The 25,013-nt window shown below is 64.0% G+C and carries 23 protein-coding genes and 1 other RNA gene; 6 read left to right on the top strand and 18 right to left on the bottom strand.

Annotated features, from left to right (window positions below):
• Positions 1–12 precede the first annotated feature (12 nt).
• Genes EU803_RS02960 through EU803_RS02945 form a run of 4 tightly spaced genes read right to left on the bottom strand, consistent with a single transcriptional unit; the run spans position 13 to position 4,552 of the window.
• Complete coding sequence (locus EU803_RS02960) at positions 13–993, bottom strand: ABC transporter permease (RefSeq protein WP_242494260.1); 981 nt, start codon at positions 991–993, stop codon at positions 13–15.
• A 36-nt stretch (positions 994–1,029) separates the two neighbouring features.
• Complete coding sequence (locus tag EU803_RS02955) at positions 1,030–2,565, bottom strand: sugar ABC transporter ATP-binding protein (protein WP_242494259.1); 1,536 nt, start codon at positions 2,563–2,565, stop codon at positions 1,030–1,032.
• Positions 2,566–2,583: 18 nt separating this feature from the next.
• Positions 2,584–3,534, bottom strand: coding sequence for a substrate-binding domain-containing protein (locus EU803_RS02950; RefSeq protein WP_242494258.1), 951 nt, complete (start codon positions 3,532–3,534; stop codon positions 2,584–2,586).
• Between the two features lie 49 nt (positions 3,535–3,583).
• Positions 3,584–4,552 (bottom strand): sugar kinase, encoded by a 969-nt coding sequence (locus EU803_RS02945; RefSeq protein ID WP_129679582.1) that lies wholly within the window; start codon positions 4,550–4,552, stop codon positions 3,584–3,586.
• Between the two features lie 268 nt (positions 4,553–4,820).
• On the opposite strand from EU803_RS02945, the gene EU803_RS02940 reads away from it, so the two are divergent.
• Together EU803_RS02940 and EU803_RS02935 are read left to right on the top strand one after the other, a co-directional pair.
• Positions 4,821–5,825 (top strand): alcohol dehydrogenase catalytic domain-containing protein, encoded by a 1,005-nt coding sequence (locus EU803_RS02940; protein ID WP_129679580.1) that lies wholly within the window; start codon positions 4,821–4,823, stop codon positions 5,823–5,825.
• Positions 5,818–7,425 (top strand): glycerol-3-phosphate dehydrogenase/oxidase, encoded by a 1,608-nt coding sequence (locus EU803_RS02935; protein ID WP_129679578.1) that lies wholly within the window; start codon positions 5,818–5,820, stop codon positions 7,423–7,425. Before EU803_RS02940 ends, EU803_RS02935 begins: the two co-directional genes overlap by 8 nt.
• Before the next feature lie 76 nt (positions 7,426–7,501).
• On the opposite strand, the gene EU803_RS02930 is transcribed toward EU803_RS02935, so the two are convergent.
• The 7 genes from EU803_RS02930 to EU803_RS02900 form a co-directional block, all read right to left on the bottom strand.
• Complete coding sequence (locus EU803_RS02930) at positions 7,502–8,461, bottom strand: ABC transporter permease (protein WP_129679577.1); 960 nt, start codon at positions 8,459–8,461, stop codon at positions 7,502–7,504.
• A gap of 4 nt (positions 8,462–8,465) precedes the next feature.
• A complete protein-coding gene (locus tag EU803_RS02925) occupies positions 8,466–9,959 on the bottom strand; it encodes a sugar ABC transporter ATP-binding protein (protein WP_129679575.1) in 1,494 nt (497 codons plus the stop codon).
• 69 nt (positions 9,960–10,028) lie between these two features.
• Entirely contained in the window at positions 10,029–11,207 is a 1,179-nt protein-coding gene (locus EU803_RS02920) for a substrate-binding domain-containing protein (RefSeq protein WP_129679573.1), read from the bottom strand.
• Between the two features lie 52 nt (positions 11,208–11,259).
• Positions 11,260–12,171, bottom strand: coding sequence for an alpha/beta hydrolase (locus EU803_RS02915; protein WP_129679571.1), 912 nt, complete (start codon positions 12,169–12,171; stop codon positions 11,260–11,262).
• Positions 12,172–12,759: 588 nt separating this feature from the next.
• The gene (locus EU803_RS02910) at positions 12,760–14,250 is read right to left on the bottom strand and encodes a replicative DNA helicase (RefSeq protein ID WP_129679569.1); all 1,491 of its coding nucleotides are present in this window, start codon (positions 14,248–14,250) and stop codon (positions 12,760–12,762) included.
• Positions 14,251–14,614: 364 nt separating this feature from the next.
• Positions 14,615–15,289: an orotate phosphoribosyltransferase gene (locus tag EU803_RS02905; protein WP_129679567.1), complete on the bottom strand. Its 675-nt coding sequence runs from the start codon at positions 15,287–15,289 to the stop codon at positions 14,615–14,617.
• Positions 15,290–15,362: 73 nt separating this feature from the next.
• Positions 15,363–16,247 carry a LysR family transcriptional regulator gene (locus EU803_RS02900; protein ID WP_129679565.1) on the bottom strand — a complete coding sequence of 295 codons (885 nt, stop codon included), beginning with the start codon at positions 16,245–16,247 and terminating at the stop codon, positions 15,363–15,365.
• A gap of 116 nt (positions 16,248–16,363) precedes the next feature.
• On the opposite strand from EU803_RS02900, the gene EU803_RS02895 reads away from it, so the two are divergent.
• From EU803_RS02895 to EU803_RS02885, 3 genes are all read left to right on the top strand, one after another.
• Positions 16,364–16,582, top strand: coding sequence for a DUF1127 domain-containing protein (locus EU803_RS02895; protein WP_129679563.1), 219 nt, complete (start codon positions 16,364–16,366; stop codon positions 16,580–16,582).
• 122 nt (positions 16,583–16,704) lie between these two features.
• Complete coding sequence (locus EU803_RS02890; protein ID WP_129679561.1) at positions 16,705–17,484, top strand: Bax inhibitor-1/YccA family protein; 780 nt, start codon at positions 16,705–16,707, stop codon at positions 17,482–17,484.
• Positions 17,485–17,805: 321 nt separating this feature from the next.
• Positions 17,806–18,207 carry an MAPEG family protein gene (locus EU803_RS02885; protein WP_129679559.1) on the top strand — a complete coding sequence of 134 codons (402 nt, stop codon included), beginning with the start codon at positions 17,806–17,808 and terminating at the stop codon, positions 18,205–18,207.
• 59 nt (positions 18,208–18,266) lie between these two features.
• Here EU803_RS02885 and rpmG read toward each other — a convergent pair whose 3' ends face one another.
• From rpmG to gatC, 6 genes are all read right to left on the bottom strand, one after another.
• Positions 18,267–18,434, bottom strand: a complete 168-nt coding sequence (rpmG, locus tag EU803_RS02880) for a 50S ribosomal protein L33 (protein WP_058315632.1) — start codon at positions 18,432–18,434, stop codon at positions 18,267–18,269.
• A gap of 132 nt (positions 18,435–18,566) precedes the next feature.
• An RNA gene (gene rnpB / locus EU803_RS02875) (RNase P RNA component class A) lies at positions 18,567–18,966 on the bottom strand.
• Between the two features lie 12 nt (positions 18,967–18,978).
• Positions 18,979–19,671 carry an N-acetylmuramoyl-L-alanine amidase gene (locus tag EU803_RS02870; RefSeq protein WP_347400076.1) on the bottom strand — a complete coding sequence of 231 codons (693 nt, stop codon included), beginning with the start codon at positions 19,669–19,671 and terminating at the stop codon, positions 18,979–18,981.
• Between the two features lie 2 nt (positions 19,672–19,673).
• Positions 19,674–20,390 (bottom strand): hypothetical protein, encoded by a 717-nt coding sequence (locus tag EU803_RS02865; RefSeq protein ID WP_242494257.1) that lies wholly within the window; start codon positions 20,388–20,390, stop codon positions 19,674–19,676.
• A gap of 37 nt (positions 20,391–20,427) precedes the next feature.
• Positions 20,428–21,903: an Asp-tRNA(Asn)/Glu-tRNA(Gln) amidotransferase subunit GatA gene (gatA, locus tag EU803_RS02860; RefSeq protein WP_129679555.1), complete on the bottom strand. Its 1,476-nt coding sequence runs from the start codon at positions 21,901–21,903 to the stop codon at positions 20,428–20,430.
• A 5-nt stretch (positions 21,904–21,908) separates the two neighbouring features.
• The gene (gene gatC, locus EU803_RS02855; protein ID WP_129679553.1) at positions 21,909–22,196 is read right to left on the bottom strand and encodes an Asp-tRNA(Asn)/Glu-tRNA(Gln) amidotransferase subunit GatC; all 288 of its coding nucleotides are present in this window, start codon (positions 22,194–22,196) and stop codon (positions 21,909–21,911) included.
• Between the two features lie 167 nt (positions 22,197–22,363).
• Between gatC and EU803_RS02850 the strand changes: the two genes are divergently transcribed.
• Positions 22,364–24,226 (top strand): glycosyltransferase, encoded by a 1,863-nt coding sequence (locus EU803_RS02850; RefSeq protein WP_129679551.1) that lies wholly within the window; start codon positions 22,364–22,366, stop codon positions 24,224–24,226.
• 70 nt (positions 24,227–24,296) lie between these two features.
• Here the strand turns inward: EU803_RS02850 and EU803_RS02845 are convergent, their stop codons facing one another.
• Positions 24,297–24,950: a GntR family transcriptional regulator gene (locus EU803_RS02845; RefSeq protein ID WP_129679549.1), complete on the bottom strand. Its 654-nt coding sequence runs from the start codon at positions 24,948–24,950 to the stop codon at positions 24,297–24,299.
• Between the last annotated feature and the right edge of the window lie 63 nt (positions 24,951–25,013).

Below are 25,013 nucleotides of genomic sequence, written 5' to 3'. Positions count from 1 at the left end.
TGAAAGGAATAGTCAGTCCTTTCTTCGCAGCAGGTCGACCAGCACCGCGACAAGCACGACACAACCGACGATCACGCGTTGCCAGAAGCCCGAGACATTCATCAGCACCGTCCCGTTGGCCAGCACCGCCAGCAGCAGCGCACCCAGCACGGTGCCCACGATGGACCCCTGCCCGCCCCGCAAGGACGTGCCGCCAAGGATCGCCGCGGTGATCGCACCCATCAGCCAGCCTTCACCGACCGAGGGCTGACCCGCGTCCATGCGGCTGGCAAACAGGATGCCCGCCAGCGCGGCCAGCATCCCGGCCATGCCATAGGCCACGAATTCGACCCGGCCCACACGGATACCCGCCAGCACTGCCGCGTCGCGGTTGCCGCCGACGGCAAAGATGTTCCGGCCCAGCCGGGTCTGGCGCAGCATCCAGACAAGGACGGCGGCCAGCAGGATGAAGATCAGGACCGGCAGCGGCACCCCGAACAGTTCCCCCTGCCCGAAGACGGTGAACTTTTCGCCCAAGGGTCGGATCGGATAGCCTTTTGTGATGACCAAGGTCATCCCAGCAAAGATTTCCCAGGTGGCAAGGGTCACGATGAAGGGATTGAGCCGCAGCCCGGCCACAAACACCCCATTGATCGACCCGAGCAGGAACCCGAACCCCATCGTGAAAGGAATGATCAGATACGGGTGAATGCCCCATTGGGTCAGGGCGATGGAGCCGACAATGGCTGAAAGCCCCGCCGCCGCGCCGACCGACAGGTCAATCCCGCCCACCAGCAGAACAAGGGTCTGACCCAGCGCGACCAAACCGACAAAGGCCGCCTGCCGGGCCACAACGGTCATGTTGTAGGACGACAGGAAGTTGTCAGCCGCAATCGACAGCGCCACGGTCAGCACCACCAGCGCGACAAGAATGCCGCTGGCCTCCCATTGCCAGAACCGCGCCATCAGGGACTTTTCCCGACGGGCCGGGGTTTCGGTCAGGGGGGTATCCATGTTCACATCCTGCATCATATCAAATCCCTTCCGGCGTCAGCTCATCGCCAGTTCAAGCAGGCCTTCCTGCGTCGCATCGCGGCGATCCACGATGCCTTTGAGTTCGCCCTCGTGCATCACGAGGATCCGGTCCGCCACGTCCAGAAGCTCTTCCATCTCGGAGGAGATAAGGATGATGGACAGGCCGCGTTCTTCGGTCAGGCGGCGTAGCACCGTCTGGATCTCCAGCTTGGCGTTCACGTCGATCCCGCGCGTCGGCTCATCCATGATCAGGACACGGGCATCGCGCATCAGCCAGCGGGCGATGATGAATTTCTGCTGGTTGCCGCCGGACAGGCTGGTGATCGGATCGCGCAGCGAATTGAACTTCGCCTTCAGTTGCGCGGCCAGCTTGCCCACCTCTTCCATCATCTCGCGGTTGCGGATGGTCAGAAGTCCGCCGAAGCGGTCAATCGTTGGCAGCGCCGTGTTTTCGGCAATCGACAGCAGGGGAAAGATCCCCTCTTGCTTGCGCTCTTCGGGCAGATAGATCAGCCCGGCCTGGATCGCGTCGATCGGCGCGTGAAAGGCGACGTCTTTGCCATCCAGCCGCACCGCGCCCGACCGGGCACGGGTCGCGCCGAACAGGCATTTGGCAAGCTCGGTGCGCCCCGATCCGATCAGGCCGGACACACCAAGGATCTCGCCCTCGCGCAGGTCGAAAGAGACGTCTTCGAATTCGTGATCGCGCGACAGGTTCCGAACTTCCAGAACCGTGGGTCGGTCGCTCATGTCGCGCAGTGAATGGCCGCCGACCTTGGCTGGCCGCCCCGCCATCATCGTCACCATCTTTTCGCGCGTCGCTTCCTCGGGGCCGATACAGCCGACATGAACGCCGTCACGCAAGGCGGTGATCCGGTGCGACAGGTCGCGGACCTCGTCCAACCGGTGGGAAATGTAAAAGGCGGACCGGCCTTCGGCGGTGATGCGGCGGATGTAATCCATCAGCATCTCGGTCTCGCGATAGGTCAGCATCGCGGTGGGTTCGTCGAAGATGATGATCCGGGCCTGCGTCGCGGCGGCGCGGGCGATCTGCACCAGCTGCTGCTGCGCCTTCGACAGGCTTGTCACACGGGCCCGCGGATCAATGGAATTGTCCACTTCGTGCAGGTAGTGGGTCGCATCACGCACCGTCGCCTTCCAGTCGATCGCCGCCGCGCGGCCACGCTGGGCGCCCAGCAGGATATTCTCGGCCACGCTCAGATGCGGAACCAGGTTGATCTCTTGCGGCGCGATGGCAATGCCGTGGGTCTGCGCCTCGAGCGGAGAGTGAAACTGCACCTCGGCGCCATTGACGAACAGCTGGCCTTCGGTCGGGCGCAGCCGCCCACAGACGATGTTCATCAGGGTGGATTTACCCGCACCGTTCTCGCCGATGATCGAATGCACCTCGCCCGGGAACAGCGTCAGCGACACATCATTCAGGGCGCGGACAGGGCCGAAAGTTTTGGTGATGTTGCGCGCTTCGAAGAGGGGCTGATCGGTCATGTCGGTGGTCCGGGTCAGAGGGGTGATCCGGGGCGCATGTGTCACGCGCCCCGGGCCATGATCTTAGTTGCAGTCGGCCTGCGTCAGGAAACGCGACCCGGTGTTGTGGAACATCGGGATGGTGTGATTTTCGTTCATCGCCACCATGTAGTAAACCGCCCAGTAGCCCATATCCCATTGGCGCTGCGCCTTGAGCGCGTCGATCACGCCAGAGCAGACAAACTCCACCGCTTCGGGCAGGTCGTCCATGCCGACGATGGCAATCTCACCGGCGCGGCCCGCGTTCTGAACAGCGCGTGCGGCACCGATCGGGTTCGAGGCGTTGGACGCGAAGATGCCGTCGATGTCCGGATGCGCCTGCAGTAGGTTCTCGGTCAGGGTGACGGCCTTTTCGAGGATGTCATCATCGGGCTGTTCAAACACGATTTCCATGTTCGGGAAGCCCGACAGCGCGTCCTTGAAACCGGTGATCCGCTCGACGTGGTCCGATGCGGTCAGGCTGCCGGACAGGATTGCCACCTTGCCTTCGCCGCCCAGTTCCTCGGCCAGATACATGCCAAGGTCATAGCCATCCTGGACGCTGCTTTTCGGCCCGATGAAGGGGAACGCGTCGTCGCAGAAAGAGTTGAAGTTGATGACGTTGATCCCAGCCTCGACGGCCTCGTTCATCAGCTGCACGTTGGTCGCGCGGTCAAGACAGGCCACGGCAAGACCGTCAGGCTGGCGGCCGATGTTGGCTTCGATCCGCTGGTTCTGGTCGGCGACGTCGGCCTGCGGCGGCTGGTCCCAGATCACCTTGATCTCGATCCCGCGCTCGGCGAATTCGGCAACGGCGTATTCCGCGCCAGCGGCCACGACGTCATACCAGGGGTGAATGACCTTGGGTACGAACACAAAGGTCAGTTCGTCTTCGACCGGCGTGATCAGGTCGACCTGATCCTGCGCGGCAGCGGCGAACGGCAACATCGCCGCAAAGGTGGTGGCCAGCAGGCCGGTCTTGAGACTGGTTTTCATGTTTTCTCCTCCAGAAATCAGTCGGCGTTGGTAGTCGGTCATCCGGGGCTCAGGCCTCGGCCATCTCGCGCGCGGGGGCGCGCAGCGGTTGGGTCTTCAGAAAGGTTTCGACCTGGGCGCGGTCCACGACCCCGGCCTGCGATCCAAGGCCAGTGGCATTCAGCGCCGAACAGGCCTGGGCAAAGCGCACCGCGTCGCGGGGCGACAGGCCGCGCACAACACCGGCGGCAAAGCCCGCGTTAAAGGCATCGCCACAGCCGCAGGTGCATTTCACGTCGATGTCAAAGGCCGGAAGGGTGAATTCGGTCCCGTCGACATGGTGGTAATAGGCTCCTTCGGCACCAAGGGTGAAGACGCAGCAGGTCGCGCCCAGATCGTGGAAAAACTCCACCATCTGCCGCCGGTCGGTCAGTCCGCTCAGCGCCTCGGCCTCTTCAATCGAAGGGATAAAGTAGTCGGTATAGGGCAGCACCGCCTGCACGTCGGGCAGATCGTCCTGCGACCCCGCGAAGACATCGACAGTGGTGATGCAGCCACGGGCCTTGGCGTGTTTCATCAGGGCCGCGTTCCGGTCCCCGTCCATCGCATCCATCAGGCCAACCCCGCCCAGGTGGAACACCTTGGCGTCGGTCACCGTGTCAAAACGGCTTTCCTCCACGACAAACGCCCCCGTCGCCCCTTTCAGGTGCAGGGCCGGGCGCGATCCGTCCGGGCGGGTCAACACGATAGAGCTGGAGGTGGGGGCATTCTTGCAAACCTCGATCTGCGAGGCATCCACGCCCAGTTCCGCAATCCGCTCCAGCGCCCATTTGCCCATCAGGTCATCGCCGACACCGCCCACGGCAAGCGTCTTCAGGCCAACCTTCGCCGCAACGATCGCCGCAGTGCCCGCAGCACCCGAAACGGCCAGCGTCAGCTCGTCCACGAAATATGTGCCGCCACCCGGGGGGATCGCCGTGACCGGCCAGCCAAGGCAATCGAAGGTGTAGAACCCAGTGGATGCATAATCGTAGCGCATTTCGGTCTCCGGCATGTCGTCTGCTGGGCACTATCCGAAGATTCTAACCCTGCGTCAACACATTTATTTATCTGTTATAACTTTTGTTTGCACGGTAAGCCCCCATTATCATGGATTTTCAGCGCGCATTGCGCCCTATCGGCACAGTTTCAGCCAGATACGCAATATTTTTGTTGCACGTGCCGGACATTTGTATACATCTACACACATCTGTCTCGTCGTGAGGATTACAATTGTGAAAGCCGCCATCCTAGCAGCCCCCAATGAAATGAGCCTCCGTTCGGCAGACCGGCCCGCGCTTGAGGACGGCGACGTCCTTGTTCGGGTGCGTTCGGCCACGATCTGCGGCACGGACATTCGGATCTATCGCGGAAAGAAGACCGCCGGGGTGCGCTACCCCTCGGTTCTTGGTCATGAATTCGCGGGCGAGATCGTCGACACCGGCGGCCATGCCGGGTTGACCATGGGCGACCGGGTCGGGCTGTGCCCCTTCATCGGCTGCGGCCAATGCCACCTGTGCAAGACCGGCCGCGAGAACCTCTGCCTTGACGGTACCGCCATCGGCTATCAGATCGACGGTGCCTTCGCCGAATACATCCGCATTCCCGCCGCGGCGATTGCCGCCGGAAACCTGCGCAAACTGCCCGATCACATGTCCTGTGCCGAGGCGGCCCTTGTGGAACCGCTGGCTTGTGTCCTGAACGGCCAGAACAAGGTGGGCCTGTCCAGCGCCGACACCGTGGTGATCCTCGGCGCCGGGCCGATCGGGCTGCTGCATGTCCATCTTGCCCGACTGCGGGGCGCCCGCCGCATCCTGTCATCCGACCCGAACGCCCATCGGCGGGACGCGGCGCTGGCCGCAGGGGCCGACGCGACCATCGACCCGACTGCGGAAGACGTGAAATCCCGCGTTCTGGCCGAAACCGGCGGCGCCGGGGCCGACGTGGTGATCTGCGCCATCGGCATTCCTGCCCTTGCCCGCCAGGCAACCGACCTTGCCGCCATGGGTGGAAGAATCAGCCTTTTCGCGGGCTTTTCGAAAGGCGAAACTGCCGAGATGGACGTGAACGCCATCCACTACAACGAATTGATCGTGACCGGGGCCTTCGGCCTGTCGCGCAAGGACTATGACCGCGCCTTCGACATGATCGCGACCGGACGGTTGAACCTTGGGTCGATGATCACCCATCGCTACCCGCTGGACGATATCGGGACCGCCTTTGAAACCGCCGAAAGCGGCGCAGCCATCAAGGTTGCGATCAGCGATGAGTGAGGTGCAGGACGTCGATGTCCTGATCCTTGGCGGTGGCATCAACGGTTGTGGCACCTTCCGCGATCTCTGCGCGCAAGGAATAGACTGCCTTCTTCTGGAACGGACCGACTTTTGCGCCGGGGCCTCGGCCGGGTCGTCGCGGCTGATGCACGGCGGGTTGAAATACCTTGAAACCGGCGAATTCCGGCTGGTCCGGGAAAGCGCCGAGGAACGCAACAGGCTGCTGTCGAACGCCGCCCACTACGTCCGCCCCCTGCCCTCTGTCTTGCCGGTGCGCAGCCGGTTTGGCGGCATCCTGCCTTCGGTCCTGCGCTTCTTCGGGCGCGAGGCAAAGCTGAATGACCGGGGCGCGATCATCACCCGGCTGGGGCTGACCCTGTACGATATCTATGGGCGGCGGTTCCGCGCCATGCCCGCGCACCGGATGCTGTCACGCCGTGGTCTGGACAAGGCTATCGCCGGGATGGATCGCGGCATTATCGGCGCGGGCCTTTATTACGAGGGCCAGATCAGCCATGCGGAACGGCTTGGGCTGGAACTGGTCCTCGATGGCGAGGCATTGCACCCCGCCTCACGCGCCCTGAATCATGTCACGCTTCTGGGGGCCGAGGGCGATATCATCCGCTACAGCCACAGCGGCGAAACCCGCAGCGTCCGGCCAAGGATCATCATCAATGCCGCCGGGGCCTGGATCGACCGGGTCAACGCGACCCTGGGGATCAACGCCCGACTGATGGGCGGGTCCAAGGGCGCGCATCTGGTGGTGGACAACCCCGCCCTGTTCGACGCCCTGAATGGCCATATGGTCTATTTCGGGTCGGGCGACGGGCGGGTGAACCTTTTGTATCCCTTTCAGGGCCGGGTGATGATCGGATCGACAGACATCCGCATCGACGACCCCGACGCGGCGCATTGCGACGCGACCGAGGCCGCCTATCTCTGCGCCGTCGTGGCCGAGGTCTTTCCCGATATCCCGGTGACCGAGGATCAGATCCACTATCGGTTCAGCGGGGTCCGGCCCCTGCCAAATGCCGCCTCGGACGTGGGCGCGGTCACGCGCGACCATTCCATCGCCGAGCTGACCCTGCCGGGCGGCACGCCGGTGCATTGCCTGATCGGCGGCAAATGGACCACCTTCCGGGGCTTTGCCGAACAGGAGACCGACAAGATTCTGGCCCTTCTGGGCCGGCCGCGCAAATGCAACACCCGCGAGATGCAGATCGGTGGCGGCAAGGGATACCCCCGCACAGAGAAAGCCCGCGCGGACTGGATCGACCGCGTCGCCACGCACGCTGGTCTTGATCGGGCGCGGGCGGCCGCGCTGCTGGACCGCTACGGCACGCGGGCCGAAGACATGGCCGCGACCCTGTCGGGGGAAACCCCGTTACGCAGCCTGCCCGGCTATTCGGACCGCGAATTGCTTTGGCTCGTCAGGCATGAACGGGTCGCCACGCTGGCCGATCTGCTGCGCCGCCGGACCCTTGTGGCGCTGTCGGGCGACCTGACACCGCAGGTCGCGGCAGAGGTGGCCGCCCTGATCGGCCCGCCGCTGGGTTGGACCAAGGCACAGACCGAGGCCGAGATCGCCACCCTTTCCTGACCGCCTGGAACGAGAACGGGCGCGGAACCAACCCACGGTTCCGCGCCCGATCCTGTTCCGGCCTGGCCGGCCCGTGTTACCGGGCCGGTTTCCTTCCAAAGGCCACTGCAAGCACGATGATCGCACCGGCAACCATCATCTGTTCGGACACATCGAGGCCCATGATGATCAGGCCGTTGTTGATCGTGCCGATCAGCAGGGCGCCGACAAAGGTGCCGACGATCGTGCCCTTGCCACCGAACAGGCTGGTGCCCCCAAGGATCACGGCGGCAATCGCGGCAAGCTCTGCCCCTTCGCCGAAATTGTAGCGGGCCGTGCCCATCATCCCGGTCCAGAGCATCCCCGCCAGTGCGGCGCCCATCCCGGTGATCAGGAAGCAGATGACCTTGGTCCGGTTGGTGTTGATCCCGGAATAGCGGGCCGCGACGCGGTTGCCGCCGCTGGCCAGAACCTGACGACCAAAGGGGGTATAGCGCAGCACGATATGGCCAACCGCCGCGACACCCAGCGCCCAAAGAAACAGGATCGGAACCACTCCGATCGTGCCGGGGCCGAAGACCGCGTCGAACATCTCGTTCCGGACCGGAACCGGGTTGGTATAGGTGATGCGCATGTCGATCCCGCGGACCAGCTGCATCATCCCCAGCGTCACAAGGAACGACGGGATCGAGATCACGGTCACGAAGAACCCGTTGACCAGCCCGACAGCCACGCCGCACAAGAGCCCGGCAATAACGCCGCCGACAAAGCCATAACCGGCCTGTATCGCCAGCGCCGAAACCAGCGCGGACAGTGCCGCCGTCGATCCGACCGACAGGTCCAATTCGCCTGACGAAATGATGAAGGTCATCGCGACCGAGATCACCGCGATCATCGCCGTGGTCCGGGCGATGTTGAACAGGTTCGAAACCGTCAGGAACCCCTTGTCGCCGATGGTCAGGGCAAAAAAGACAAGAACGCCCGCGAAACAGATGTAAACGATATTCTCGCGCCACGAGATACGGCCCAGCGTGGGCAGGCGCCGCTGCTGCGGCATGGGTTCAGCCTTGGACTGCATGGTGAAGAGCCTCCTCAGATTGCACGTCGTTGCGGGGGATGTCGTCGATCACGGCGCCATCATAGATGACCAGAAGCCGGTCGCTGATCGCCAGAAGTTCCTCGAACTCGGAGGAAATCACGATGACCGCGGTTCCGGCGTCGGCGATTTCGCGGATCTTGCGGACAAGGTCCGATTTCGCCCCGATATCGACACCGATGGTCGGTTCGTCGAGGATCAGAACCTTGGGATTGCGTTCCAGCCATTTCGACAGGACGATCTTTTGCTGATTGCCGCCCGACAGAAGGCGGACCTCTTGTTCGGTATGTTCGGACTTGATCTTCAGGTCATGAATTTGCGCTTCCGAGGCGCGGCGCGCGGCCTTGTCCTGCACCAGTCCCCTGCGGGTAAAGCGCCGCAGGTTCGGAAGGATCACGTTGTCCTTCAGGCTATGGTCCAGAACCAGCCCCTGCGTCCGCCGGTCTTCGGGAACAAGCCCGACCCCGGCCTGGATCGCATCGCGGTTGCTGCGCACCGGGCGGCCGTCGATCCGCACTGATCCACCGGTCGGAGTGCGGACGCCAAAGATCGCCTCGACGATCTCGGTCCGGCCCGATCCGGTCAGCCCGGCAAGGCCAAGGATTTCACCCGGACGGACGTTGAAGCTTACATTGCGGACACTTCCGGCAACACTCAGGTCTTCCACCTCAAGAACCGGCGGACTGGTCTGATCGACCTCGCGCGGGATCCATTCAAGGGTCGCGCTGCTATCCGATCCCAGCATGGCGCGGATCAGCTCTTCCATCGTGACCTCGGCGGTCTCGGCGACCAGCATGTCGCGCCCATCCCGCATCGCGGTGATCCGGTCGCAGATCTGGAAGATCTCGGCCATGCGGTGCGAGATATAGACGATGGAAATGCCCTGCGCCTTTAGCTGGCGCACAAGGCGGAACAGGGTTTCCACCTCGCTTTCGGACAGCGACGCCGTCGGCTCGTCCATGACGATGATCCGGGCGTTCTTGGACAGGGCCTTGGCAATCTCGACCATCTGCATGGCGCCGACGCTCAACTCTTCCACGCGGGCGCGGGGGTCGATGTCTTCGCCGAATTCCTCAAGGATGGCGCGGGCGCGCTGCACCATTTCCGCATCGCGGATAAAGGCGCCACGGCCGCGCTTCGGTTCGTGGCTAAGAAAGATGTTCTGGGCGACGGTCAATGTGGGGATCAGGCTGAATTCCTGAAAGATCATCGCGATCCCGGCGGCTTCGGCGTCGCGCGGGGCGTGAAATGTCACCTCTTCCCCGTCGATTTCGACGATGCCCGCGTCGCGGCGATAGACGCCGGTCAGGATCTTCATCAGCGTCGACTTGCCCGCACCGTTTTCGCCCATCAGCGCGTGGCATTCACCGCGGCGCAGCGAAAACCCGGCGCGGCGCAGGACGGGCACGTTGTTGAAGGACTTGTCGATGTCCCGCATGGTCAGAACGTCCGGTTGCATCTCTGCCTCCTGCGTCTTGAAAGGAAAATGGGCCGGGCACCAAGGGAGGGGGGTGCCCGGCCAGCCGCATCAATTGTTGAGGTCGGCCATCATCACGTCGGGCAGCGGGGTCCGATAGATCGTCTCGTAGGACTCTGCCAGGTTATCGCGGGACACGGCCAGCGGCGGCACCGAGATATAGGACGGCAGGCTTTCCCCGATCAGGGCAAGCGCACCGGCGGTCGCTTCGGTCACACCCTGGGTGTAGGGCTGCTGGGTCGAAATCCCGGCAATGTAGCCGTTCGACGCCATGTCGGCCGCGACGATCTGGTCGAAGTTCTCGTTCACGATGTGGAAGGTCGCCGGATCCTTACCCGCGATACGGGCGGCGGTAGCGGCACCCATGGCCGGGATCGACCAGGACCCGTAGACGCCTTCCAGCGTGGGGTAACGGGCCAGCAGGGCCTGAGCAACTTCCTGCCCCTTGTTGGGGTTGTCGTGACCGGCGGTCGCGATCAGCTGCATGTCGGGATACTTGACCATCAGACGGGCGATGAAGCCGATGTAGCGCAGGTTCACGACGTGGAAGTCGTTGGCGTAGAACATCGCAGCCACGTCACCTTCGCCACCGATGGATTCGGCCAGCAGGTCGGCCAGATACATGCCCAGCGCAAGGTTGTCGGACGAAATCACCGACACATAGTCCTCGCCCGGCTGCATCCCGTCGGCGGCCTGGTCGATGAAGACCACCTTGGTGCCCGCATCAGCGATGCTCTGGTAGGCGTTGGCCGTGGTGGCGGTGTTCAGCGGGATCGACACCAGCAGGTCGGGCTTGAGGACCGAAATCGCGTCAAGGTCGGCGATCTGGCGGGCGTCATCCCAGTTGGCGTTGGTTTCGGCAACCACTTCGATGCCAAGGTTTTCAAAGGTTTCTTTCAGGCCGATCAGCTGCTGCGAGGCCCAGTCATCGCCCAGCCAGCCCATCGAGATGGCGGCGGTGAATTCGCCGGCGCGGATCTTCTCGATCTGCTCGTCGGTCAGGGTGATCTCGGTGTAGAGCACGCCTTCCTCGCCACGGGGGCCGTGGCTGACCACGGTCTGGCTCAGGTCGTCGATCTTGGCCAACTCCAGGGTCCGCTCGGTCGGCGGGGTGTACCACAGCGGGTGGCGCACATCGCCGATGTTGTCCTGCGCAAGCGTCGGCAGGGCCAGTCCCGACAGCGCCACGGCGGCGGCGGTCGACATAAGGGTTCTGCGGGTAAACTTCATCTGTTCCTCCTCGGGTTCGAAGTTTGGTCTTTTCCGTGTCCGGGCCGCCGCGTCAGCGGCCCAGCATGAATTCGCGAAGCATGGTTGCCAGCCGACCTTCGGCTTCGAGCGCGAGCGAATGGCCGCATTCCTCGAAGACCGCGGCGCGTTCCACGCCTTCGGACAGGCGGGCCATCTGCGCCTCGACCAGCGGGCCGAAGAATTCCGGCGCGCCGACGGTCATGATCGGCAGGGTCAGCTTAGTCTTGCGCAACTCGCGCACAATCTCGGCGTTCTTGAAGGCGGCGCGGTAGGTTTCCAGCGTGCCGCGCAGCCCGCCGGGGGCCTGAAGGCAGGCAACCCATTCGTTCATCGCCTCTTCGGTGATCGCGTTCGGGTTCCAGGTTTCGGCCTTGATCCAGAATTCCCAGAAGGCGCGTTCCTTGCCCTGAATCAGCATCTCGGGCAGGTGCGGGATCCAGAAGAAGGGGATGTGCCAGACCCAGACGCCGTTCTGGCGGAACTGGGCCGAGATATTGTCGGGCGTGAAGAAAGATGCCTCTTCCAGACCCTCGCCGGACAGCAGCATTTCGCAGAACGACAGGGTCTTGACCCGTTCGCGTTCGGTCGCCGCTAGGACATAGGCAAACTCTGCCCCGCGATCTTCACCATGCACATGGAACGTATCGTGACCCAGATAGGTCATCAGTTCGGCCAGATCCTTGGCGTTGGTGCCGCTGTCATAGCCCTCGGCAACCGGCGGCTTGTCGGTATAGCCGAACCCGCGCAAGTCGGGGGCCACCACGGTGAAATGCTCGGTCAGCAGCGGGAACAGCTTGTGCCAGTAAAAGCTGGTCTTCGGCGTGCCGTGGATCAGCAGAAGCGGCTCGCCCTGCCCCGCGGTGACATAGTGCATGCGGATACCGTTGACCCGGGCCCGCCCGTGTTTCACCGGATTTCCCGCGTGATCGAAAATCTCTGCCATCTGGCGTCTCCTTTTCCCTCACTGCCGGCCTCGACCAGATCAAACGAACATTTTGAACAAGTAGACGCTCGTTTGTTCTAGACGGTCGGTCGGCGTGGAAGGTTCCGCTGATGGCCTATTTTCCTAGGTTTCCAGCATCACTTCCCGGCAGTAACCCTCTTTGACGATGCAGCATCGTGAACATTGCCACATCTGTCAATACATTTGTTCTTTTGGGCGAAGAGATGTTCAGGGCGCCAGAATTTCAGCGCCAGAGGTCGCGACAACCCGACGAATATCAAAACGGCAATTGCATATAATCATTTGTTATAATTCACTTTTAAGAATGTTTCGGAGTTGGCGGCGTGGATGTCAGGCCGCGCACCACCTAAGGGAGAGCGACAGGGCATCGCCAAACTTTGCACATTTTCTGTGAACATTTGTGCTTCCCGTGTTCACGAAAAACAGCCCGCCCCCGAGAATCGCGGGGCGGAAAACCGGAGTAGTGACTCCTGCAAATGGAGGATGGGCGCGGGCCACGCGCCGAACGGACCGTGCCGGGCACGGTATCCTGTCTAACGTTTGGGGATGAAAACGGTCGGGTGGCGACTAGCCGAAGTCGCCACCGCCCTGTGCCTGCCAGGGTTTGACCAGATTACCAAAGCGCGTGAACTGCGCCTCGAACGACAGCTCCACCGTGCCGATCGGGCCGTGACGCTGCTTGCCAATGATCACCTCGGCCTTGGCATGCAGGCGGTTCATATCCTCCTGCCAGGTCGCCATCGCCTCAAGATTGTTGTCATCGGGCTTTTCGCGTTCTTTGTAGTATTCGCCGCGATACACGAACATGACCACGTCGGCGTCCTGCTCGATCGACCCGGATTCCCGCAGGTCGGACAGCTGCGGGCGCTTGTCGTCGCGGCTTTCCACCTGACGCGACAACTGCGACAGGGCGATGACGGGGATGTTCAGCTCTTTCGCGATGGCCTTCAGACCCATGGAAATCTCGCCGATTTCCTGCACCCGGTTGTCGGACATGCCGCGCACCAGCTGCAAATAGTCGACAATCAGCAGGTCCAGCCCGTGGGTCCGCTTCAGCCGCCGCGCCCGGGCGGCAAGTTGCGCAATCGGAATCGCGGCGGTGTCGTCGATGAACAGCGGGCAGGCTTCCAACTGCTTGGCGGCATCGACAAAGCGGCGGAACTCGCCTTCGTCCATATCGCCCTGCCGGATCTTGTGCGACGAGATTTCCGACGCCTCGGCCAGAATCCGGCCGGCCAGCTGTTCGGCGCTCATTTCAAGGCTGAAGAACCCGACCACGCCGCCATCCACGGCTCCCTCGGACCCATCCGGCAACTTGCCCTTGCGATAGGCCTTGGCCACGTTGAACGCGATATTGGTGGCAAGCGAGGTTTTCCCCATCGATGGGCGGCCGGCAAGGATCAGAAGGTCGGACTTGTGCAAACCACCCAGCATCTTGTCCATGTCGATCAGGCCGGTGGAGACGCCCGCCAGCCCGCCTTCCCGCTGATAAGCCGCGTTGGCGACATTGACCGCATCGGTCACCGCCTTCAGAAAACTTTGGAACCCGCCCTCGGAGGTCCCCTGCTCGGCCAGTTGGTACAGCGCCTGTTCGGCGGCGACGATCTGCTCTTTCGGGTCGCTGGCCACCTCGACCTTGGCGGCGCGTCCGGAAATGTCCTGCCCCAGCCGGATCAGCTCGCGCCGCACGGCAAGGTCATAGATCATCTGGGCATAGTCGCGCGCGGCGAAGGCGGATATCGCGGCCCCCGCAAGACGGGCCAGATAGGCGGGGCCGCCCAGTTCCTTCAGCCCCTCGTCGTCCTCAAGGAAAGTCTTGAGCGTGACCGGGGACGCCAGCGCGTTCTTGGAAATCCGCGCCGAGGCGGTCTCAAAGATGCGGGCATGGACGGGTTCGTAGAAATGCTTTGGCCCGATGATCGCCGCGACCCGGTCGAAAATATCGTTGTTGGTCAGGATCGCGCCCAGAAGCTGCTGTTCCGCCTCAATGGAATGGGGCATCGAATCCGCGCTTGCCTCGCCCGTGCCGCTCGCATTGAAGACTGTGATCTCGTTCATGTCCTGCCCCGACTTTCCTTGGGCGTGTCATAGCGGGCGGATGTCGCTTGCGCCACTTTGGTATTCTCGTGGATAGCCCTATGGATAGTCTTGTGGACAACTCGGGCCGTACCATCCCAGCACCAGATATAGCAGACCCCACCGCATTTGTCACAAGATGCACGAGGGCGGGACGCGCTTGGGCGATTCCCCGGTCCGATTTGTGCACAGGGCTGTGGAAAAGATTTGGCAACCTTTGTCATTTGGATGCAAGCCGACCGCAGGTGGCGCGGAACGCCCCGTCATTACGCCAGTGGCTTGCTACTCTCACAACTGGGCCACAGGCCGCGTGGCCTCCCTTGCAGAAGGCCAGTGCTGCCAAATATCAGGCGTGCGCCGCCGACCAGCCCGCCGGGTCACGCAGGTAGGCTTCGACCGCGTCCAGCGTTTCCGCATCATAGGCCCCGCGCCGCCGGGCCTCTTCCAGCACGTCCCACCAGGTGCAGAGATGGATCAGCTGAACCCCGTGATCGGCCAGCGTTTCCTCGACCCCCTTATGGATCCCGTAGAAGAAGATCACGGCCGTGGCCGAACAGGTCGCGCCGGTCTCGCGGATCGCATCCACGAATGACAGTTTCGACCCGCCATCAGTGGTCATATCCTCGACCAGGATCACCCGTTGACCTTCGGTCATCACCCCTTCGATCCGGGCGTTGCGGCCATAGCCTTTGGGCTTCTTGCGGACATAGGTCATTGGCAGGGCCAGCCGGTCGGCCACCAGCGCGCCAAAGGGAATGCCCGCGGTCTCGCCGCCCGCCACGTTGTCAAAGGCCTCGAACCCGGCTTCGCGCATGATGGTAACCGACAGGAAATCCATCAGGGTCGACCGGATGCGCGGGAAAGAGATCAGCTTGCGGCAGTCCACATAGGTCGGGGCCTTCTTGCCGCTGGCATGGGTGAAGGGCTCTGCCGCGTTGAAATGGATCGCCCCCACTTCGATCAGCATTCCGGCGGTCAACCGGGCGATTTCATCTTTCTGGGGAAACGAGGTGGGGATCATGGCTGGCTCCTGACGCTGAACTGGCCGGGGTCTAGTCGGTTTTGGGCGGGATGTTAAGGGGGCCCACAGTCCGCTAGCCCACGGCGCGCAGGTCCGGCCCGCTGCCCATGGCGCGATAGGCGTGGCGGATCTGATCCGCCATTTCCTCTTGCACCGTTCCGCCCAGCGTTTCCGCGACGTAGATATTGATGTTGATCCGCTCCAGGTCCGGCAGCGTGCCGTTGTGAGAGATCTGTTCGAACATCTGGCCCTCGGTGCCTTCCAGCATGGCGTGAACCGCCAGATCGGCGCTGACCGTCGCCTCGATCGACCGGGTGGATTCGCTTTCGACGGCCATTTCCCACGGCACGCCGGCGCGGTCCAACTGCGCCTGCACCTCTTGCCGGAACCGGCACCGTTCTTCGAACGCCAGCGGCAGCGGGCGCTGCTTCCACGCCTGCCCGCCCGGCGCTCCGACCCAGACCAGCGGCAAGGTGGTCAGGGTCTGGCCGCCCTGATCGACCCCGCCTTCGGTGGTCAGGATCACGTCCAGCTCGCCGCGTTCGAACTGGCTGCGCAACACACGGGTGAAGGAACTGGCCAGTTGCACCTTTACCCGGGGGTAATCGGTCGCAAAGCGGTGCAGAACCTTCGGGATGACCGGGTAGACGATGTCATGCGGCACACCCAGCCGCAGCACGCCTTCGAAATCGCTGCCGGTCATCTTCCGCAGCGCTTCGTCGTTCAGTTGCAGCATCCGGCGGGCATAGCCCAAAAGCTGCTCTCCGGCCGGGGTCAGGGCGATACCACGGCCCGACCGGTCCAGAAGCGGCAGGTCCAGCGCCTCTTCCAACCGCTTCAACTGCATCGACACCGCCGATTGGGTCAGGTTCATCAGGCCCGCCGCGCGAGTGACCCCACCGCAATCGGCGACCGTCACGAAAGACCGCAACGCGGTCAGGTCAAGGTTTCGGGGCATTCATCACCGCCTGTGATATATAAATCCAAAAACATTCATTTTCATTATGTCGCTGATTGAAGGATATATCAAGCATTCTGAAGCGTCAGCTTTCCAGCATCACGAAAGAGAATGCCATGACCCATATCATTACCCATTGCGCCCCCGCCCCCCGTCGTGCGGCACCGCTCGGGCTGGTGGCCCGCCTGTCCCAGATGATCGCCCTGTGGCGGCAGCGGTCGGCGCTGCGCGATCTCGACGATGCGCGGCTGTGCGACATGGGGATCACCCGCGCCGAGGCCGAGGCAGAGGCACGCCGCCCCGTCTGGGATGTTCCCACCCATTGGCAGCGCTAACGATTCCTGCCGATTTCGGGCCGGAACAACTTGAAAACCGGGGCCATACAGCCAATATCTTAGCCGAAGGCCCTGCCCATCCGGGCGGGGCCCTGACAACAAAAGGCTAACCGGAGGTTTCCATGGCTGATTTTCAGACGGTCCGGGCGGGTGTAGGCGTCCGCTCCGCCGAAATCGATGCAGGGCTGCGCGCCCATATGAACAAGGTCTACGGCACCATGTCCGTCGGCATGTTCATCACCTTTCTTGCCGCTTGGGCGATTGCCGGACTGGCCGTGACGACCGACCCGACCGGGGCCACCGCGATGCTGCGGCCGGGCCAATACCTGACCGGTCTGGGCGAGGCGCTCTACATTTCGCCGCTCAAATGGGTCGTGATGTTCGCGCCGCTGGCCTTCCTGTGGTTCGGCATGGGCGCCGCGATGAACCGACTGTCCGCAGCCGGGGTGCAGATCGCCTTCTATGTCTTCGCCGTGCTGATGGGCATCTCGCTCAGCTCGATCTTCATTGTCTTCACCGGCTATTCGATCATTCAGGTCTTCCTGATCACGTCGATCGCCTTCGGCGGCCTGTCGCTTTACGGCTACACCACGAAGAAAGACATCTCGGGCTGGGGCGCGTTCCTGATCATGGGCGTGATCGGACTTCTGGTGGCCATGGTGGTGAACATCTTCCTCGCCTCCGAGGCCGTGGCCTTTGCCATCTCGGTGATCGGCGTGCTGATCTTCGCCGGGCTGACCGCCTATGACACCCAGAAGATCAAGGTGACCTACCTGGCCCACGCCCATCACGGCGACCAGGAGTGGCTGGGCAAGGCCGCCATTTCGGGCGCGCTGAACCTCTACCTCGACTTCATCAACATGTTCATGTTCCTGCTGCAACTGCTGGGGAACCGGGAATAATCCCGACCTGAACGCACAAAATCGGGCCGCCCTTCGGGGCGGCCCTTTTCGTTTCAGGGCGGTGGGTCAAGACCCACCTTACCCGGGGGCGCTTCGCCCCCCCATCCTGAAAACTCATGGCCCCCAGAGGATATTTTTGACCCAAAGAAGAATCGACCCTCAGTCCAGCCCCCTTCTTTGGGTCAGTAAATATCCCGGGGTGAATGGCCCAAAGGGCCAGAGGGGCAGAGCCCCTGAAACGTAAGGTGGGTTTCAACCCACCATCCCCTGACGCAGCGTCGCCGCTTGCCAGAGGGGCGGCCGTGGCGCACGCTCGGCCCCATGATCGAACACCTCGCCCTCCCCGTCACCCTTTGCGCCGCCGTGATCAACGGGGCGCTGTTCCAGCTTTTGACGTGGCGGGTGGTGCGCGGGCGCAGGCGACACAAGATCGTTCTGGGCGATGGCGACGACCGGGCCATGGCCAAGGCAATCCGGGGGCAGGCAAATGCCGCCGAACAGATGCCCATCGCCCTGATCCTGCTTGGCCTTGCCGAAATGAACGGGGCCGCCCCCGGCCTTTTGTGGGGGCTGGCGGGTCTGTTCACGCTGGGACGAATGTCCCACGGCGCCTATTTCGCGATTCACGGGCTGCACTGGCGGCTGCGATTCTGGGGGATGCTGGCGACGCTTCTGGCGCAGGCGGGGCTGATCCTGACCGGCGCGGCGCTGCTGATCTCTTGACACGAAAAAGGCCGCGCCCTGCGGCGCGGCCCTGATCCGTTACCGGGATCGGCGCGATCTTACTTGATCTTGCCTTCCTTGTATTCAACGTGCTTGCGCACCACCGGGTCGTATTTCTTGACGACCATCTTTTCGGTCATGGTGCGGGCGTTCTTCTTGGTGACGTAGAAATGCCCGGTCCCCGCGGTGGAGTTCAGGCGGATCTTGATGGTGGTCGGCTTCGCCATGTCTCATCTCTCCTGATCGCGGGCCCGTCGCGGGCACATCGCGTAAATCTCGTATGAAGCCCGCCTTTTACCGGCGCGCGGGGCGGAGTCAACCACGAAACCCGGCAAGCAGGGCAAAATTGGCAGGCAAAAACGCGCGGATGGCCTGTAAGCCGGATTTTGTTCCCCGGGTTGCCCCGGTTCGATGGCCATTCGTCTGAACGGCGTGTTGCCACGCCGCCTCTGGCTGCCAACCCGGGCCTCTCGGGTCAGGCGTCCCTGCCGGGATATCGGTTGCCCGATCACACCGGCGCGAGGCCCCTATTTGGCATTGCTCCGGGTGGGGCTTGCCGTGCCGCTCTGGTTGCCCATCGCGCGGTGGGCTCTTACCCCACCGTTTCACCCTTACCCCGGCCAAACCGGGGCGGTCTGTTCTCTGTGGCGCTTTCCCTGGGGTTACCCCCGCCGGGCGTTACCCGGCACCCTTGCCGTTTTGGAGTCCGGACTTTCCTCGACCGGGCTTGCGCCCTGCCGCGGCCATCCGGCCATCCGCGCGGCCCGACTGCTAGGCGCTTGTCTGGTCCACGTCAACGGGAAAGCGGGTGGCCATGTCGTGGGCCAGCGCCAGATCGGTCAGGTCACAAGGGCCGGACGCCGCCGGTCGGGCGCGCAGGCGAAAGGCGGCCAGCCGCACTTCGGGCGGAACATCGGCCGTGTATCCGGCCCGCACAAGCGCGGCGTCGGTCGCCCCGACCAGATCGTCTGGCGGGCCGTCGATGTCGACCGCCTCGGGCAACACCGCCAGCCCCTGCCGCGCCAGCCTGCGCCAGTCGAACCGCGCGCCGGGGTCGATCTTACGGCCCGGCGCGCAATCGGAATGGCCGATCACCCGCCCGGCCGGCACCGGCCAGCGTGCCATGATCCCGCGCAGGAGATCCTCCAGCGCGTCCATTTGCGGCGCGGCAAAGGGGGTGGCGCCGGTATTGGACAGCTCGATCCCGATCGACCGGGAATTGATATCGGTCACCGTGCCCCATGCCCCCGCACCTGCGTGCCACGCGCGGGCGGCCTCGGGCACCAGTTGGGTCACCGCGCCCTGCGGCGAAATCAGGTAATGGGCCGAGACCTCCGCCTCGGGCGAACACAGCGCCCGTTCCGCGGCGGCGCAATCGGCCATCGCGGTATAGTGGATCACGACCATGTCCGGCGTGGCCCCGTCGCGCCGGGGCCCAAAGTTCGGGCTATCGACCCTGCGCAGGGTCAGTTCCCGGCCTCTTGCTGGGCGGCGCGCACAGCAGCGCGGAAGGGTTCCGGGTCCCAGCCACAGGCAAAGCCGTCACCGTCCGGGTCAATGCCCTTCGGGTCACGTTCCGGACCGCCACGCGACAGGAAATCGCGCTGTGCCTCGTCGGGGGACGCATATTTGGCGCAGTTCCGCTGGAACCGGCCCTGCCCCGACATGACGAAGCGGGAATACCATTCCTGCCCCTTCGCGTTCGGCGCGTTCAATGCGTATTCGACAATGTTCGGGCCCGCATCGCCGTGCCGCGTGGGCACCGCGCCGGGATCGACGATCTGGTATTGATCAGCCATGCGGCTCAGGCGCTCGGCATCGGATTCGATGCTTTCGCGACCCGCAACCGCGTCGAAATCCTGTTCGTCGGAAATGCCGGAATTGTTGATGACCGCAGGCGCCGCATTGGTGGGCGAGGCATCAATGCCCTGCGTCCGGCCTGTTGCGGCGGCAACTTCGTCGATCTGAGCGCCGATCCCGGCGCTGGCAAGATCGGACGACGGGATCGCCCCTTCGGACACGGTAGGCGCGGCAGGCAGGGCACCCCGGCCTTCGGCGGCGGCGCGCTCCAGCTCGTAGGCGGTGTAATCGTCAAACCCCACGCCGCGCCCACTGTCGGGCACTGCCGTGTCACAGGCTGCCAGCGCAAGCGCGGCTGCCCCCATCATCAAGAACTTCTTCACCGGTCTTTCCTACCTCGGAATTTTCTGACCTTTGCCTTTACCACCACTTCTGCGGTTTGGCTACAAAGCCTGCTGCGCCTTCCAGCGCATAGGCGATGTTCAGCAAATCGGCCTCTTCCCACGGGCGGCCAATCAGTTGCAGGCCCAGCGGCAGCCCCTTGGCGTCCAGCCCGGTCGGCACGCTGATCCCCGGCAGACCGGCAAGGTTCACCGTGACGGTGAACACGTCGTTCAGGTACATCTCGACCGGATCGGCGTGGGTCGTGCCCAGCGCGAAGGCCGCCGAGGGGGTGGCCGGGGTCAGGATAGCATCCACGCCTTCGGCAAAGACCGTCTCGAAATCCTGCTTGATCAGGGTGCGGACCCGGCGGGCGCGGTTGTAATAGGCGTCATAGAACCCGGCGGACAGCACATAGGTGCCAACCATCACGCGGCGCTGGACCTCTGGCCCGAACCCTTCGGCGCGGGTCTTTTCATACATCTCGGTGATGCCGTCGCCCTGCGCCAGCTTGGCGCGGTGGCCAAAGCGGACCCCGTCATAGCGGGCAAGGTTCGACGATGCCTCGGCTGGGGCGATCACGTAATAGGCGGGCAGCGCGTATTTCGTGTGCGGCAGGCTGATATCCACCAGATTGGCACCGGCGTCCTTCAGCATCTCGGCCCCATCGGCCCACAGCTTTTCAATCTCGGCGGGCATCCCGTCCATCCGGTATTCCTTGGGGATACCGATGGTCTTGCCCTTGATGTCACCGGTCAGCGCGGCCTCGAAATCCGGCACGGCCAGATCGGCGCTGGTGCTGTCCTTCGGGTCATGGCCGCACATGGCCTGCAACATGATCGCCGCATCGCGCACGTCCTTGGTCATCGGGCCGGCCTGATCCAGGGACGAGGCAAAGGCGACGATGCCCCAACGGGAACAACGGCCATAGGTCGGCTTGATCCCGGTGATGCCAGTAAAGGCGGCAGGCTGGCGGATCGAGCCGCCGGTGTCGGTCCCGGTCGCGCCAAGGCACAGGTCGGCGGCCACGGCGGCAGCGGACCCGCCCGACGACCCCCCGGGGGTCAGGGCCACGTCGTCCACCTTCCACGGGTTGACCGCATTGCCATAGCAAGAGGTCTCGTTCGACGAGCCCATGGCGAATTCGTCCATGTTCAGCTTGCCCAGCATGACAGCGCCATCGGCGAACAGCTGGCTGCTGACGGTCGATTCATACTCGGGCTTGAACCCTTCCAGAATCCGGCTTGCCGCCTGGCTGGCGACGCCCTTGGTGCAGAACAGATCCTTGATGCCAAGGGGAATGCCGTTCAGCGACGGGGCATCCGCACCCTTGCGGGCATCCGCGGCGCGGGCCTGCTCCAGCGCGATCTCGGGGGTCTTGTGCACGAAGGCACCCAGCGCATCCGCGGCGTCGATGGCCGACAGGCAGGCCTCGGTCAGTTCGACACTGGTCACGTCGCCCTTGCGCATCGCGTCCCGGGCCTCGGAAATCTTCAGTTTGGTCAGGTCGGACATGGGGCTCACTCCACCACTTTCGGCACGGCAAAAAACCCTTCGCGGGCATCGGGGGCGTTGGCCAGAACGGCAGCCTGCTGATTGCCGTCGGTCACCACATCATCGCGCCGCTTGAGCCGCTGCGGGGTCACACTGGTCATCGGCTCCACGCCGTCCACGTCCACCTCGTTCAATTGCTCGATAAAGCCAAGGATCGCGCTGAACTCCTGCGCCAGCGCCGGCAGGCGATCCTCTTCCACCTTGATCCGGGCCAGCTTGGCCACCCGGCGGGCGGTTTCGATGTCGATGGACATGGGGGCATCCCTTATGTGTCGATTTCGCGTTCCGCCCGCGTTTAACGCGCAGGACGGGGCGGAGCAAGAGACGGCAGGGTGCAAAGCCCTTCGAGACCCGTCTTAACCGCCCGTTAACCAAGCTTGCGCAAACCTTGCCGCCGGGACAGGCGAAAGGGCGCGGCAGAATGCTGCATCTTCTGACGACAATCGGCGAACGACGAGGCACGGCGCAGGGGCCGCAGCCCGCAACCGCGCTTGGCCGGGCCGTGCTGCGGCAGGGCGGAAGTTCGGCGCGCAAGATCGCGGATGCCGAACGGGACGCGGTCCGGCGCGAGGCGCGACTGGCCGATGCCTTCCGGCTCGGGCTCTACATCCCCGCCGCTACCATCGCCGCGGCCGAGGCGGATGTCGCCGGCACCGGGGTCATAGACCCGACCGAAACCCCGCCCGACCCGCGCCTTCTGCACCAGTTCTCGCCCGAGGCCTGCCAGACCACCCGCATCCTGCCCTGGCGGCGGATCGGCGGGCAGGTGGTGGTGCTGACCAGCCAGCCGGATCTGCTCGACCGGCATGGCGACCTTCTGCGGCAAGCATTCGGGACGGTCCGTTGCGCCGTCACCACGGACGAGGCGCTGGATGCGGCCCTGGAACAGATCGCCAGCGGGACGCTGATCGACCGGGCCGAACAGCTTGTCCCCGATCCCGAAAGCTGCCGGACGTGGAACCCGCGCCGGGCGACGCTCTGGACCGCGGGGGGCCTTCTGGCCTGCCTCGGCTTCTGGTTGGTCGCGCCGGGTCTGTCGGTGGCGCTGCTTTACGGCTGGGCGGTGCTGACGCTCGTGCTGCATATGTGGCTGAAACTGGCCGCCCTTCTGGTGATGCGGCGGGACCGGCGTGACGATGCGGCCCCCGCCGCCGAACCGCTGCGGCTACCCATCGTCACCGTGCTGGTCCCCCTGTTCAAGGAAGAGGACATCGCCGGGCACCTTGTCGCGCGGCTGGCAAAACTGGATTACCCGCGCGAACTTCTCGACATCTGCCTGTTGTTGGAAGAGGACGACCAGACCACCCGAAGCGTGCTGCGGGACACCAACCTGCCCCGTTGGATGCGGTCCATCGTGGTGCCGCCGGGCACGCTGAAGACAAAGCCACGGGCGCTGAACTATGGGCTGGGGTTCGCTCGCGGCTCGATCATCGGGGTCTATGACGCCGAAGACGCCCCCGCCCCCGACCAGATCCGCCGGATCGTCGCCCGTTTTGCCCAGCGCGACCGGTCCGTCGCCTGCCTGCAGGGGGTGCTGGACTTCTACAATGCCGGCACCAACTGGCTGTCGCGCTGTTTCGCGCTGGAATACGCCACATGGTTCCGCATCGTCCTGCCCGGTCTGGAACGGCTGGGGCTGGTGATCCCGCTGGGCGGCACAACCCTGTTCTTCCGGCGCGATGTGCTCGAGGAGTTGGGTGGCTGGGACGCGCATAACGTGACCGAGGACGCCGATCTTGGCATCCGGCTGGCACGGCACGGCTACCGGACCGAGTTGATCCAGACCGTCACCGGGGAAGAGGCGAACTGCCGCGCCTGGCCCTGGGTCAAGCAACGGTCGCGTTGGCTCAAGGGCTATGCCGTGACCTATGCGGTGCATATGCGCAGCCCCCGGCAGCTTTGGCGCGATCTTGGGGCCTGGCGGTTCTTCGGCGTGCAACTGCTGTTTCTCGGCACGCTCACGCAATTCGCGCTGGCCCCGGTGCTCTGGTCGTTCTGGCTCTTGCCTCTGGGCTTCGGTCATCCGCTTCTGGGGCTGATCCCCGGCTGGGCCTTTGTCGTGCTGGGGTCGGTGTTCCTGATGGCCGAGGTGCTGAACATCGCAACTGCGGCAACGGCCGTCACCCGCGCGGACAAGCCGTGGCTGATCAAATGGGCGCCGACCCTGCATTTCTACTTCCCGCTGGCCGCGCTGGCCGCATGGAAAGGGCTGGGCGAACTCCTTTGGAAACCCTTCTACTGGGACAAGACCAGCCATGGGATATTTCCCGGCAAGGCGCCCTGACGCCCCCCTTCTTTGGGTCAATAAATATCCCGGGGGAGGCCGAAGGCCGGGGGCAGCGCCCCCTGCCCCCTCAGCCCTTGCGCTCGACCGCCGCCGCGTCCAGCTTCAGCCGGGTCACGAAGGCCTTCGAGATATGGGCCCGCAGCGCCTTGTCGGCGGCATCGCCGTCGCCTGCCTCAATGGCCGCGACGATGGATTCATGTTCGGCCAGCGCATCCTCGCCCCGGCCTTCCGCCGCCAGCGATGTAGTGGCCAGAAGCGCCATCGACCGGTGCACAAGGTCCAACTGCTGAACAAGAAACCGGTTGTGGCTGGCAAGATGGATCTGCTTGTGGAACCGCTTGTTGGCCCGGCTCAGCGCCGACGGATCGCCCAGAAGCGCCCGGTCGGCCTCCAGCATGTCGCGCAGCACGCGGACCTCTTCGGGCGTGGCGTGGGAGGCGGCAAGTCGGGCCGCCAGCCCCTCCAGCTCGCCCCGGACCACGTAAAGTTCGGCCATCTGGGTATGGTCCAGCGAGGCCACGATCAGCGACCGCCCGTCGCGGGTCAGCAGGCTTTGGGTCTCAAGCCGCTGCAGCGCCTCGCGGATCGGAGTGCGGGACACGCCAAAGCGGTCGGCAAGATCGCTTTCCACCAGCCGGTCACCGGGCTTGTAAACATGGCTGTCGATCGCTTCGAGGATCAGCGCATAGGCGTCCTTTTGCGCGGGCTTCGGGTCTTGCATGACATCCCTTCCTACAGGTCGCGGGATGTTGCCCCGAAGGGGCGCGGCGATCAAGCGGCGATG

The organism is Loktanella sp. IMCC34160 (genome assembly GCF_004145845.1).
Lineage (GTDB): Bacteria > Pseudomonadota > Alphaproteobacteria > Rhodobacterales > Rhodobacteraceae > SELP01.
The sequence above is the reverse complement of the archived record's forward strand: the minus strand, read 5'-3'. Positions and strand labels throughout refer to the sequence as shown.